The organism is Trabulsiella guamensis ATCC 49490, from assembly GCF_000734965.1.
Taxonomy (GTDB): domain Bacteria; phylum Pseudomonadota; class Gammaproteobacteria; order Enterobacterales; family Enterobacteriaceae; genus Trabulsiella; species Trabulsiella guamensis.
On record NZ_JMTB01000128.1, the window covers coordinates 1 to 12,373 of the forward strand.

Annotated in this window: 13 protein-coding genes; 6 read left to right on the forward strand and 7 right to left on the reverse strand. The window is 52.6% G+C overall.

Annotation, left to right across the window (positions count from 1 at the left end):
- Positions 1-462: 462 nt before the first annotated feature.
- Positions 463-1,074: a helix-turn-helix transcriptional regulator gene (locus GTGU_RS22585; protein ID WP_038163019.1), complete on the reverse strand. Its 612-nt coding sequence runs from the start codon at positions 1,072-1,074 to the stop codon at positions 463-465.
- A 1,112-nt stretch (positions 1,075-2,186) separates the two neighbouring features.
- Here GTGU_RS22585 and GTGU_RS22590 point away from each other — a divergent pair.
- The 5 genes from GTGU_RS22590 to GTGU_RS22610 all read left to right on the forward strand — a co-directional run bounded on the left by GTGU_RS22590 (position 2,187) and on the right by GTGU_RS22610 (position 7,703).
- Positions 2,187-3,212 carry a TRAP transporter substrate-binding protein gene (locus GTGU_RS22590; RefSeq protein WP_038163021.1) on the forward strand — a complete coding sequence of 342 codons (1,026 nt, stop codon included), beginning with the start codon at positions 2,187-2,189 and terminating at the stop codon, positions 3,210-3,212.
- A gap of 78 nt (positions 3,213-3,290) precedes the next feature.
- Positions 3,291-5,165, forward strand: a complete 1,875-nt coding sequence (locus GTGU_RS22595) for a TRAP transporter large permease (protein ID WP_038163024.1) — start codon at positions 3,291-3,293, stop codon at positions 5,163-5,165.
- Positions 5,166-5,223: 58 nt separating this feature from the next.
- On the forward strand, positions 5,224-6,273 hold the full coding sequence (locus GTGU_RS22600; RefSeq protein WP_038163026.1) for a LacI family DNA-binding transcriptional regulator: 1,050 nt from the start codon (positions 5,224-5,226) through the stop codon (positions 6,271-6,273).
- Between the two features lie 170 nt (positions 6,274-6,443).
- The gene (locus GTGU_RS22605) at positions 6,444-7,208 is read left to right on the forward strand and encodes an SDR family NAD(P)-dependent oxidoreductase (protein ID WP_038163027.1); all 765 of its coding nucleotides are present in this window, start codon (positions 6,444-6,446) and stop codon (positions 7,206-7,208) included.
- A 75-nt stretch (positions 7,209-7,283) separates the two neighbouring features.
- Positions 7,284-7,703: an RbsD/FucU family protein gene (locus tag GTGU_RS22610; protein ID WP_038163028.1), complete on the forward strand. Its 420-nt coding sequence runs from the start codon at positions 7,284-7,286 to the stop codon at positions 7,701-7,703.
- A gap of 1 nt (position 7,704) precedes the next feature.
- On the opposite strand, the gene GTGU_RS22615 is transcribed toward GTGU_RS22610, so the two are convergent.
- Together GTGU_RS22615 and GTGU_RS26740 are read right to left on the reverse strand one after the other, a co-directional pair.
- Positions 7,705-8,460 (reverse strand): LysR family transcriptional regulator, encoded by a 756-nt coding sequence (locus GTGU_RS22615; protein WP_245609636.1) that lies wholly within the window; start codon positions 8,458-8,460, stop codon positions 7,705-7,707.
- A 6-nt stretch (positions 8,461-8,466) separates the two neighbouring features.
- Positions 8,467-8,601 carry a helix-turn-helix domain-containing protein gene (locus GTGU_RS26740; RefSeq protein WP_245609637.1) on the reverse strand — a complete coding sequence of 45 codons (135 nt, stop codon included), beginning with the start codon at positions 8,599-8,601 and terminating at the stop codon, positions 8,467-8,469.
- Between the two features lie 128 nt (positions 8,602-8,729).
- On the opposite strand from GTGU_RS26740, the gene GTGU_RS22620 reads away from it, so the two are divergent.
- On the forward strand, positions 8,730-9,512 hold the full coding sequence (locus tag GTGU_RS22620; protein ID WP_038163029.1) for an SDR family oxidoreductase: 783 nt from the start codon (positions 8,730-8,732) through the stop codon (positions 9,510-9,512).
- Here GTGU_RS22620 and GTGU_RS22625 read toward each other — a convergent pair whose 3' ends face one another.
- The 4 genes from GTGU_RS22625 to GTGU_RS22640 are packed head-to-tail and all read right to left on the reverse strand — an operon-like array spanning position 9,513 to position 12,357.
- On the reverse strand, positions 9,513-10,259 hold the full coding sequence (locus tag GTGU_RS22625; protein ID WP_038163031.1) for an anti-sigma factor family protein: 747 nt from the start codon (positions 10,257-10,259) through the stop codon (positions 9,513-9,515).
- Positions 10,256-10,765 (reverse strand): RNA polymerase sigma factor, encoded by a 510-nt coding sequence (locus GTGU_RS22630; RefSeq protein ID WP_038163034.1) that lies wholly within the window; start codon positions 10,763-10,765, stop codon positions 10,256-10,258. The genes GTGU_RS22625 and GTGU_RS22630 overlap by 4 nt, the downstream gene beginning before the upstream one ends.
- Before the next feature lie 9 nt (positions 10,766-10,774).
- Positions 10,775-11,314, reverse strand: a complete 540-nt coding sequence (locus tag GTGU_RS22635) for a cytochrome b (RefSeq protein WP_038163038.1) — start codon at positions 11,312-11,314, stop codon at positions 10,775-10,777.
- Positions 11,311-12,357 (reverse strand): catalase family peroxidase, encoded by a 1,047-nt coding sequence (locus GTGU_RS22640; RefSeq protein WP_038163041.1) that lies wholly within the window; start codon positions 12,355-12,357, stop codon positions 11,311-11,313. The genes GTGU_RS22635 and GTGU_RS22640 overlap by 4 nt, the downstream gene beginning before the upstream one ends.
- Positions 12,358-12,373 lie beyond the last annotated feature (16 nt).

A 12,373-nucleotide genomic window follows, 5' to 3' on the forward strand; every position in this document is an offset into this window, starting at 1 on the left:
TTTATATACTCCAGACATCATGATATGTAGCCAGGACGCTTCCATTCTTGAACAGGCAAAAGGTCCCTTATTCGGAAGAGCTGGCGCTAACTTATCATCAATTAGTTAATCAAAACATGAACACCATCTCGCAGAATTTCCTCTTCGCTAAGCTGCGCCTGATAGCCCTTAGTCATTCCTACCTCTGAAATATCTCATAATCCTATGTTTTATAACGAAATTCACAGGCAACCGCTTGCGTACTGCGTTGACAGAGCGGCATTCTCCTTATCGAAACAAAGAAAAAATAAGTAATATGCAAATAAATTAAGATGTTCTTAAATTCACCGTAATAATTTCTTGATCACAAAATCATTTTGTATCTGATTGCACGTTTCACAAATACAGCGAAGCAAACAGGAAAAGCAATATCAAAATGATATTGCTTTTCCTGTTTCAGAATGGTGTTTTTAAGGAAAAATGTCAGCGACAATGGAAAAAGAGATCAGAGAAGCGCTTCACACCAAGCTTCCGCAATATATTGGATTTATGCGCACTGATCGTTTTTTCACTTCGTGACAACCGGATAGATATCGCCTTGTTAGTAGCGCCGTCAAGGCACATTTTCAGGATTTCAATCTCCCTGCGTGTAAGGCCTGCCGAAGCGTAGTACTCATCATTTAACATTGCTGAGCCATTATTCATTATCGAGTGGACATCCCATGAATAACAATAACCACCATTGCGTATGATGTTGATTGTATTTATAAAAAAATCGATGTCACTCTCACGCTTAATCACACCATGAACATGGTCGATCTGCTCCAGATACTTTTGCCATGGCTGTTCCTCTTCCACCAGAAACAGAACGGGGCAGTTGAGCAGCTGTGAGATTTGCTTCAGTTGGTACGCAGGACACGTATGCAATGTCTTACCGTCAATAATAGCTATGCTGTACTGCTGCGGTTCAGTACCTTCTTCGAGAAAATTTTCGATACTTTTCAACGTAACCGACGCCATCTGGTAGCTGGCCTCAATGATGCTGATAATGCCCAGACTGCCGAGATTCTTTTCACCCAGATATAATGCTTTCATAAATCATCCCTATTTGCCTTGATGCTAAAAGTCGTAGTAATGCTAATAGCTAACAAGTGCCTGACCCTATCGTTTCCTTACAATAGGGTCCTAAAGGTTTTTATCGTCATATGAACAGGCAGACAGCGCTGCCTACTAAAGTAAACATCGTGTTACACGACACTGAATACATTTCGTCTCATCAATAGGGATAAAAAGTCTGTATCTGAAGTCGATAAATATTGAAGATACGAAGATGAGATTTTCCAGGCGTAAGTCATTTCCTTGAAAATGTTTAAAACAATGCCGATAACACTTGACGCGTTATTGACACAATTCTTTACAAATTCTGAATTACTATCATGAGAATATCCTTAATACCAAAAATAGTCAATCTTTTGCATTCACTAGCGTCAATACAAACGTCAATTTTCATACACAACAAAACACTTCCCAGGCGAAACTTGTACTTTTTTTTACTATATTTACCGCATTCACGTAAGATAATTCTTAGATGTACTGTTTTTTTTATCAGTATTGCTTAGCAAATCCAATTAATACTTATAAAAATTCTAATACAAACTAAGACAATAATCATAGAGAATATTTCCTGGTTTTATTTATCTCAGAAAATAATACTATTATTTCTTTTAATTATTCCCTACACTATGATCAATACTCCTAATAAACTCGCAAAAAAAACCTCATAAAGCACTGTTTACCAGGAGAAAATTACACAAGAAATATCGTCAAAACTATACCCCCCAAAAAAATGCTGCTTTTTCCTTAGAAAAAAGCAAAATGAGGATTTAATAAGTATTCAATGTCGATGGAAATTTACAAAATAGTAACAATTCTGTCTTTTTGAAGATCCTCCTCATTCCGCTAAACAGTGACTGTACATTTATCTTTGCCGACGAGTTTCATTTCCGTTTCTTTGATTTTTTTATCACCGCTCACAAATTTCATTTTTCCTTTCGCCCAGGACTTGTCTGAACGAAAATTACACTATAACGTCCTCTGTAACGATTTAGTGTAACGTTACAGAAGAATAAGAAAGTCGTAGTCATGCCCTGACAGACCGTGCTATCGGTCGGGAACAATAGAACAACTGTTTTCACACAAGGATTAACATGATGAACATCCAGCAACCTTTTTTCCGTAAAACTCTCGTCGGAACCTTACTTACCTCTATGCTGTTCGCGGCTGGTGCAGTGACCAACCTTGCCGAAGCAAAAGTGACCTTTCGTGTTTACTCGTCGCTGACGGCAGATGACAACTCTGCACACTACATCTGGTTTAAACGTTTGCAGTCGAACATCGAAAAAGATCCACAGTTGAAGGATGAGATTAAACTCAACTACTTCCCTAACGCGATGCTCGGTAAAGAAGCGGATGCGACACAACAAGTGCGTATCGGCGCCATCAACATGATGATTTCCGGTACTTCTATCTGGGCAACGCTGGTGCCTGAAATCGGCGTGCTGGATCTGGGTTATCTGTTTAAAGACTGGAATCAGGTGGGCAAAGCACTGGACGGTAAAGCCGGTAAAGAGCTGTCTGATCTGATGCTGAAAAAAGCCAACGTGGTGGTTGTCGATTACGCCTACAACCTTGGTGCTCGCAACATCTATACCAAAAAACTGGTCGAAAAACCGGAAGATCTGAAAAACCTGAAAATCCGCGTTCTGCCGGTACCTAACTTCATCGCCACCATTAACCATATGGGCGCCGTTTCTATTCCGATGCCAGGCGGTGAAGTTTATTCCAGTCTGCAAATGGGTGTCATTGATGGTCTGGAGCATGACTCCGCAACCGTGCTCGCGAACAAGTTCTATGAGATCGCCAAAAACGCAAGCCTGACGCAGCATATCTATAACCCGATCATGATTGCGATGAACAAAAACAGCTTCCAGCAAATCCCGGAAAAACTGCGTCCTGGATTCCTGGCGGCGGCTCGCGAAGCAACCGAATACGAACGTCAGCAATCTTATAAGATCGAAGAGAAAGCGGTGGCGCAACTGAAAACTCTCGGTATGCAGTTCCATGAGATTGATCGCAATGCCCTGCGCGCAGATGTGAAACCCGTCTGGGATGAGTTCCTGGCAAAATATCCAAATATGAAAACTGTCGTTGATGAAGTGACTGCAGCGGAGTAATTCCCGCCCCTTTCATTCATCCTGGCGGCCGGCATCTGGCTGGCCGCCACCGACGGGAGCTTTATAACGAGGTTCGATATGGCTGACACATCGATGGCAATCAAAACCCCCGCGCGGCCGCTGGCTTATCTTTCCCGGCTGAATAAATTCCTGACAACACTGACCGCCTGGGCCGGCGGGCTGGTTTTACTGATCAACGTACTGGTGGTTTTCGCCTCCGTCATCTGGCGCTATGCCCTCCACTCCCCGATCGAATGGGCGGAAGAGATGGCGCGCGCCATGATGATTGCGTTGGTATTCTTCGGCGTGGCGACCTCGACCGGGCGCGGCGGACATATCGGTGTTGATCTCTTTTTGCGCTTCATTCCGGAATCTGTCCGTCCTTATATTGTGCATGCCAGTCGTTGGATACTGCTGCTGGTCGCTATCGGACTGGTGGTCTCCAGCTACGATCTGCTGATGGCGGCTCGCCTGCAAACCACGGAAACCGGGCTGCCGCAAATTATCTCGGTCATTCCGGTGCTTATCGGCACCAGTGTGATGATGCTCGCCGCGCTGGAACACGCGCTGAAAGCGCCGGCGAAAGTTGTCCTGATCAGTGGCGCAGGTATTCTGGTGTTAATTCTGCTGGGATGGCTGAAACTCTCCCTGATGGCAGACCCGGCAACCGCTGCCGCCGGACTGATGTTGATCTGTTTTGTGCTGGGCATTCTCGCTGGCGTACCGATTGCCTTTACGCTTGGGATGTCCGCGATGGCATTTTTCATCTGCGACCCTTCCCTGCCGTTCGTCTTCTTCTCCCAACAGGTCGTCGCCGGGGTGGATCACTTCGTGCTGCTGGCGATTCCGTTCTTCCTGCTGGCGGGTGCGGCAATGGAAATCAATGGCATGTCAACGCGCCTGGTGGAACTGGTCGTGCGAGGCATGGGGCGTTTCCGCGGCGGTCTGAACATGACCACGGTGCTGTCGATGGCCTTCTTCTCCGGGATTTCCGGGTCGAAACTGGCGGACGTTGCTGCCGTGGGTGGTGTGTTAATGCCAGCCGTTCGTCGTGCGAAAGAAGACTCTGAAGAAGCGGCGGGGGTGTTTGCTGCTTCCGCGGTCGTCGCGGAGACCATTCCCCCTTGCGTTAACCTGATTGTGCTGGGCTTCGTAGCTAACATCTCCATCGGTGCGCTGTTTATTGCCGGTCTGATGCCTGCCGCCTGTCTGCTGGTACTGATGCTGATCGCGGCTAACCGTTTTGGTGGCAAGATCAACATTCGCGAAGCCTACCCGCAAATGCGTCCTTTGTTGCAACTGTGGTTAGGGGCGATTGTCGGTCTGGCGATGATCTTCATGATTGGCCGTGGAGTCATGATGGGGATCGCGACATCAACGGAAATCTCCGCATTTGCGGTGGTGTATGCGATTGTGATTGGTCGCCTGGCTTTCCGTGAACTGACACTGCGCGCTACCGTGAAGATGTTTATCGACATTGCGGCAATGTCTGGCGTGCTGTTGTTCATCGTCGCCTGCGCCACCAGCCTGTCGTATGTGCTGACGATCCAGATGATCCCTCAGCAAATTGCGGAATTGCTGGTCGGCATTGGCCACTCGCAAGGTGCCTGGGTCTTCCTGCTGCTGACCATTATCATCCTGATTGTCTTCGGTGCGGTTCTGGAAGGAGCGCCAGCGCTTATCATCTTCGCCCCGATCCTGGTGCCAATTGCCGTACAGCTGGGCTTTAACGCGCTGCACTACGGTATCGTGATGATTCTGGCAATGGGCTTCGGCTTGTTCTCACCGCCTATCGGCCTGGGGTTATATACCACCTGTGCCATCTGTGGGGTGGAGATGAAGAACGTGATCCGCCCGATGGTGAAGTATCTGCTGGTATCTCTGTTCGGCATCATCCTGATTGCGATGATCCCTGTCATCACCACCTGGTTACCGGGTCTGGCAGGATACTGATCGCTAAAAGGGTTGTATTAACAGATAATTAAGTAAACGCGTAAATAATGAGGGCAGTATGGCTAATATCAGGGATGTCGCGAATCACGCTGGTGTTTCCGTCAGTAGCGTGTCGAATGTGCTGAACGGTCGCACCAATCAGATGCGCCCCGAGACACTTGCGCGCATCCGGCAGTCCATGCGTGACCTGAATTATCTGCCAAACCGGGTGGCTCAGCAGTTGAAAACCGGCCAGGCGAGAATGATTGGCTTATTGGTGCCGTCGATTGTGAACCCCAGCTTTGCCATGCTGACGCGTGAAGTTGATCGCGTCGCCAAAGCCAATCAGTACCGGGTACTGTTAGGGAATACCTATCGCCAGGAAGACGAAGAAAAAGCCTTTCTGGAAGATATGTTTGCCCATGGCGTGAAGGGCGTGATTGTTGTCGCAACGGCAATGGATCGCCCCCACTTCGCCAACGCTGCCCGCCACGGCATGGTAATGGTGAACTACGACAGCCTGATGTCAGTACATGCGCCGGACGGTAATCCGCCGTTTGACAGTGTATCGATGGATAACGTCGAAGCAGGACGACTGGCGGCAGAGCATTTAATTGAACGAGGTTGCCGACAGCTGGTGTTCGTCACCGAAGCCACACAGTTGCCAAGCCGTCTGCATAAAATTGAGGGCTTCTATTCTGCCGTCAACCGCCATGGTCTGCAGGAGAGCGCACAGGTTATTGAAGGCAAAGCCGGGGAAGCCTACGGCGATGCTGAAATGACCGAACTGGGTCGCTCGCTGGCGGCCAAAGTGCTTGAACAATCGCCTCGCCCGGATGGCATAGTCGCCATCAACGACGCGATGGGCATTGGTCTGATGGCCGGGTTACGCAGCGCGGGAATACGCATCCCGCAGGATATGTCGGTCATCGGCATTGATAACATCCCGCTCGCTGATCTGGTACAGCCGCCGATGAGCTCGGTGATGCCGCCGCTGGCTGATATGGTCACGATGATGGTCGATCGCCTGCTGACACGCATTGAAAACCCGGATCTTACACCGGAGGAGTTTTTATTTGTTCCCAAACTCATTAGCCGCCAGTCGGTAATTGAGAAGGGAGAGCCTTAATTTTCTTTAAGGAAAGAGCGGCGGCGTAAATAAAGCTGCCAACACCAGGGAAATTTATTGGTCAGAAATGGCCAGGGGCCGTTATTGCCTTAAAAAAGTAATGAAGGCCACAAAATAATAATTCAGATTTGCAGTTTGTTAATCGCAAAAATCATATACAGGAGCTTAAAATGGGTAATCTTTCCGGAAAAAAAGTGCTGATTACTGGCGCAGAACAAGGGATCGGCAAGGCGACCGCGAAAGCGCTGATCGAGGCCGGATGCGATATTTATATCCATTACTTTAGCGGAGAAGAAGGTCCGAAAGAACTGGCGGCGCTGGCAACCTCTCTGGGGCAAAAAGCGGCTTACGGTCATGCGGATTTAACCAATGAAGTCGATGCCGCGAAATGTGTTTCTCTTGCCGCGGAATTCCTCGGTGGTATTGATATTCTGATCAATAACGTCGGCGGGATTATTGCCAGAAAATGGATGGGCGAAATTGACCAGGCCTTCTGGAAGACCGTTATTGACGTCAACATGACCACCATGCTGAACGTCACGCAAAGCGCGTTGCCGTACCTCAAAGCTGCCAAAGATGGTGCCAGCATTGTCAACCTCGCCTCGCTGGCAGGCCGCTCTGGCGGGCATTCTGGCTCACTGGTCTACTCTACTACCAAAGGCGCGGTACTGACCTGGACACGTTCGCTGGCAGCTGAGCTGGGGCAGTATGGTATTCGCGTTAATGCCGTCGCGCCTGGGCTGATTCTTGGCACCCGTTTCCATAATGTCCATACCACTAAAGAATCCGCTGATGAAACCATTAGCGCCATTCCGCTGGGACGTGCGGGTACCGCCGAAGATGTGGCGCGCACCATTCGTTTCCTTGCTTCTGAATACGATGGTTTTATTTCCGGTGCCACTATTGATATTAACGGCGGCATTTATCGTATGTGACGGAAAAGCAGTGGCAACCGTCAATTTAAACATGCCAGGATCAATAATGGCCTGGCACGTTTTACAGGGATCATTATGCTTAAAACAGACATTATTCACCCGGAGCTATTAAGCGTCCTGGCAAAATGTGGACATAAAACGAAAATATTGCTCGCCGATAGCAACTATTCTTTCGTGACTAATTCTGCCCCCACCGCCACGATCATCTATTTGAATTTTGCTCCCGGGATGATCAACAGCCCGTTAATTCTTGAGAAACTGCTGAAATATATCAATGTGGAAAGCGCGACGCTGATGGCCTCCCCCGCCGACTTTGATAATACCATTGAAAAAGAGTATCAGCGCCTGTTATCACCCGATACGGAATTTAACTGGCTGGCGCGCGAAGCATTTTACGCCGAGGCCAAATCTTCCGATACGCTGCTTGTGATTGCTTCCGGCGAAACGCGACGCTTCGCCAATATTATTCTGACCGTCGGGGTCGTGCGGGTATAACTTACCGCTGCGCCACCTCGCGCGCCAGCGCCAGAAACGCCGCCAGTCCGGCGGAGGGGTGGCGTCTGCCAGGATAATAAAGACACAGCCCCGGAAACGGTGGCGTCCAGTCATCCAGCAGGCGCACCATGCGCCCGGCGGCAATATCGTCGATCACGTTCTGTTCGAGGAAGAAACCGATGCCGAGCCCTTCAAGTACGGCGGCGCGGGAAAGCGCCGCATCGTCCAGCGTCAGCGGCCCGTTCACTTCCACATGCGCCACCTCCCCCTGCTTTTCCAGATGCCAGCGATAAAGCGCGCCGTCCGGCAGACGCACGCGAAGGCAGGCATGTCTGAGCAGATCGCCGGGCGTCGTCGGCGTGCCGTGTTGTGCAAGGTAACCCGGTGACGCAGCCACCGCAAAACGCTGCGGTCGCCCGAGAGAGAGGGCAATCATATCCTGTGGCACCAGACCGGCAACCCGGACGCCGAGATCAAACCCTTCCGCCACGATATCCACCAGCCGCCCTTCGGTGACCAGATCAATATGCATCTGCGGGAAACGGCGCAGAAACTCGACGATCAGCGTCGAAAACAACGTGAGTGCAGCAAATGGCGGCGCATTGATGCGTAACACGCCGGACGGCGTCCCCTTACGCGCGCGTACCGCCTCCAGCGCATCATTTACCCCCTGCAGTGACGGCCCCAGTTGCTCAACCAGAAGTTGCCCGGCCTCGGTCAGCGCCACGCTGCGGGTGGTGCGATTAAACAGTCGCACCTCAAGCTACGCCTCCAGCCGTGCGATGGTATGGCTCAACGCGGTGGTCGACATATCTAAATCGATCGCCGCCGCCCGAAAAGTTCCCCGGCGGGCGATAGTGAGTACCGCCTGTAAATCATTCAGCGTAACACGCGACATTATCCCGATTCCTTCATCAAGGCGTTTATGTTTATCCCTGTTGTCCAAATTATCGCCCTTCCCTAGAGTTAACAAGCACGATTAACCAGATAACTGAAATGAACAACAACGCATCGGGAGAGAATTAAATGGCGGAATTTCTGTCGCTGGAAGGTAAACGCGCACTGGTCACCTCCGGTACCAAAGGCGCAGGGGCGGCAACGGTCGCGCTGTTTCGTGAACTGGGGGCGCAGGTGATGACCGTGGCACGTCACCGCCCTGAAAATAGTCAGGATGATACGCTGTTTGTCGCCGCTGATTTAACCACTGACGCCGGGTGCCGGCAGCTGGCGCAGCAGGTACAGGCACGCCTCAGCGGCGTGGACATCATCGTGCATATGCTGGGAGGATCGTCATCCCCTGCCGGGGGATTTGCCGCGCTGGATGAACAGCAATGGCAACAGGAACTGGCACTTAATCTGCTACCCGCGGTGCGGCTGGACAGGCTGCTGCTGCCGGACATGATTGCGCGTGGCGCAGGGGTCGTCATTCATGTCTCGTCCATTCAGCGTCTGATGCCCTTGCCGGAAGCGACGACCGCCTACGCTGCCGCGAAAGCCGCGCTCTCGGCCTACAGCAAAAGCCTGTCAAAAGAGGTGTCGCCCAAAGGCATTCGCGTGTTGCGCGTCGCGCCGGGCTGGATTGAAACCGAAGCCGCCGTGCATCTGGCAGAGCGACTGGCTGAGCAGGCGGGAACAGATTATGCCGGGGGTAAAAAAATCATTATGGATTCACTGGGTGGGATCCCGCTCGGACGCCCGGCAAAACCCGAAGAGGTGGCGAACCTGATTGCCTTCCTGGCTTCCGATCGCGCGCGGGCGATTACGGGGACGGAATACCTGATCGATGGCGGCACCGTCCCTACGGTGTGATCAGCTGGTCGCCTGTGAGATAGCTTTTCGCAGCCCATTCACCCCGCTGGCATTGAGCGGCGTGACTAACGCATAGTTATAGTGTTCGTCGCTCCAGTATTGCGCCATCACCTCTTCCCCCTGGCGCTCGCCCTGCGGTAATTTCACCGGGCTTAACGGGCGGATATACCAGCCGACACGGGTTCCCTGCGGATCTTCATACATTACCAGTGCGGCCGGGCCTTGCGCGGTCGCCATCAGCCGTGCGCCCCGCAGTTTGAATCCGTACTGTTCGAGATCCGGCGGCGGCACGCCATTGATAAAATAGCGTGCAACCCAGCGACTCAGTTCAGTCTGCCGGGTAGCCACCACATCCATGGGGGTGAGCGCGGCGTTGTCGAAAAGCTTATAGGCCTGCACCGCATCTTCCATGGGTTGATGGCTCATCAACAGTTGCGATGCTTTCATCTGCCAGCCAGTCACCCCACCGACGCCCAGCGCCAGCACCAGCGCGCAGGCGGTGGCCAGTCGCCACTGTCGTTGCTGGCGAACCTGACGACGGAAATAATGGGGTTCAGGGCTTTCCAGTGCGACAGTCTGGCGGTTCATCGCCTGACGCAACTGCTGCGCGTCCTGGCGCCAGCCTGCCACCCGGGCTGCCGCGTCGGGGTTTTCAGCCAGAAAACGCTCCACGCGCGCTGAGGTCGCGTCATCTGCTTCGCCATCCATCCAGGCATGCAGATCGTGTTCATCCGGGGGCAAAGTCATTTCAGTCTCCTCAGCGGTAACGGCGTTACCTTACCTTCTAATTTCTCATGGAGCAGTTTACGCGCCCGGGAGAGCCGTGACATCACGGTGCCGGGCGGAATATCCAGCGTTTCAGCGACCTCTTTATAACTCAGCCCTTCAACGCTCACCAGCAGCAAAACGGCGCGATAATCGGTCGGCAGCGTGGCGAACTGCGCCAGCGTATCGTCGGTTATCGCCAGCGATTCGGTGGAATACCCCACCGCCTCCTCACCGGTAAAAAAAGAGAGGAGCTTCAGATAGCGTTTGCGCCGCCGCTCGCCATCAATGAACTGGCGGTAAAGGATGGTGAACAGCCAGGCGCGCAGGCTGTGCGCGTCGTCATGTTGCGGCTGGCGGGTGAGCGCCTTGGTCAGGCAGCTTTGCACCAGATCCTCCGCACTGTGCGGATTACGGGTCAGCCACAGCGCAAAACGGTGCAGATGCGGCATCACCTGGCGGATCTCAGAATCAGTCAGCTGTGACATAACACTCCTTCACCGTTTACGGGTTCCCGACATGCTCTGGAATACGCCGTCGCGGAGTATCAGCGCATGGCGTAGCGCCGCAGCCAGATGCAACATTACGGTGGCAAACAGCGCCAGCGCAACCAGAGAATGCAGCGGGCGCAGGATCGCATAACTGTCGTTGCTCACCGGCAGGATCGGCGGTAACACGAAGCGCCCGCCCAGGGTAATCGGATACCCCGCTGCCGACAGCATCGCCCAGCCGATCAGCGGCTGCGCCAGCATCATCGCATACAGCGCCCAGTGCGACGCGTGCGCCGCCACACGCTGCCAGCCAGGTAACGAATCCGGCAACGGCGGTGTGGCAGTTGAGAAACGTAACCCCAGACGCACCACCACCAGCACGAGGATCATCAGCCCCAGCGGTTTGTGGATAGCCACCAGCAAACCGTGCAGTGACGATACCGTGGCGACCATCGCCACACCAATAAACAACATAGTCAGTATTGCTGCGGCCATTAACCAGTGCAGCAGGCGTAGCGCCGGGTGAAAATACGCAACCTGTTTCATAAATGCTCTCCTGCCTGTTCACGGGTGCGCGCGTTGTAGGATTTGGCATAAGCAGAGGAACGCGCATTGAGTAAAGGATCGTCGGAGGCGGCAATGCCGTCTGGCAAAATCAGCGGATCGTAATTGATGTCATTGCACGGCCCCTGCGCCTGAGCAGTGGCGTGGGTCAGTACTAACGTGCCGGCATTAATGACTTGCCGATCTGCGGGCCAGCTTTTTGCCGCATCACTGCCATCATCTTCTGCATGAGCGACGGTGATCAGCAGATCCCATTTCAGTGGCCCCTGCGCCAGTCGCTGTTGCAGATCAGTCTGCAGGAAATTGCTGTTGTTTTTATCTTCCGCAGTGATCGGCTGATAGCTGGCATGCGGCACCATGCTCCAGCGCACCAGATGCGTTTCGCCGGACCGATTGATAAAACGAAAAGCATTCAGACCATTGAAACGGTCACTGGCCCAGCTTGATGACGGAACATACTGCTTAGACCAGGCGAGAAAAGGCAATATCTGCGGATGTTTCGCGATAAACGCCTTAAATTTTTCCGGGTTCGGTTTGCCGGTCGCCGGATCCGGCAGCGTCGCCACCTGAAGCTCGTAGAAATCTTCTACTGTGGAGATCGGGAAGAATGGCATGGCGTTCATGCCGGTGCGCCACTGTTCGCCGTCGGGTAACTGAAACGCCAGCGCCATGCTGCGCACAGGTACGGCATAATCCGGCGCGGCAGGGTTACCACCGGCAAGAGCAAAGCGCCCGGTGACCGGCGTTTCGCCTGGTGAAAACACCGAAGCGCGCGAAATCGCGCTGGCGTTGCCATTGGAAATGAAATTGCCGGTTACGCAGATACCTTTGGCATGGTTACGGCGATAACCCGGATGTTCGCCGCCGGACTGCTGCAACACCGTGATCAACTTATCGGAGGTCAGGCGCTGCGGCGTCAGCCAGCCGCCGACCCACAAAAACAATACAATCAGTACCAGTGGCACAAGGGCGACCAGCGCGAGACGGGCGATTTTCTGGCCGGGGGTTAATGAAGTGGTCGTCATAATCAGGCTCACCTTG

Coding starts and splice junctions, on each gene's coding strand:
- GTGU_RS22585 (WP_038163019.1), bottom strand. CDS start 1,074: ATGAAAGCATTATATCTGGGTGAAAAGAATCTCGGCAGTCTGGGCATT.
- GTGU_RS22590 (WP_038163021.1), top strand. CDS start 2,187: ATGATGAACATCCAGCAACCTTTTTTCCGTAAAACTCTCGTCGGAACC.
- GTGU_RS22595 (WP_038163024.1), top strand. CDS start 3,291: ATGGCTGACACATCGATGGCAATCAAAACCCCCGCGCGGCCGCTGGCT.
- GTGU_RS22600 (WP_038163026.1), top strand. CDS start 5,224: ATGGCTAATATCAGGGATGTCGCGAATCACGCTGGTGTTTCCGTCAGT.
- GTGU_RS22605 (WP_038163027.1), top strand. CDS start 6,444: ATGGGTAATCTTTCCGGAAAAAAAGTGCTGATTACTGGCGCAGAACAA.
- GTGU_RS22610 (WP_038163028.1), top strand. CDS start 7,284: ATGCTTAAAACAGACATTATTCACCCGGAGCTATTAAGCGTCCTGGCA.
- GTGU_RS26740 (WP_245609637.1), bottom strand. CDS start 8,601: ATGTCGCGTGTTACGCTGAATGATTTACAGGCGGTACTCACTATCGCC.
- GTGU_RS22620 (WP_038163029.1), top strand. CDS start 8,730: ATGGCGGAATTTCTGTCGCTGGAAGGTAAACGCGCACTGGTCACCTCC.
- GTGU_RS22625 (WP_038163031.1), bottom strand. CDS start 10,259: ATGACTTTGCCCCCGGATGAACACGATCTGCATGCCTGGATGGATGGC.
- GTGU_RS22630 (WP_038163034.1), bottom strand. CDS start 10,765: ATGTCACAGCTGACTGATTCTGAGATCCGCCAGGTGATGCCGCATCTG.
- GTGU_RS22635 (WP_038163038.1), bottom strand. CDS start 11,314: ATGAAACAGGTTGCGTATTTTCACCCGGCGCTACGCCTGCTGCACTGG.
- GTGU_RS22640 (WP_038163041.1), bottom strand. CDS start 12,357: ATGACGACCACTTCATTAACCCCCGGCCAGAAAATCGCCCGTCTCGCG.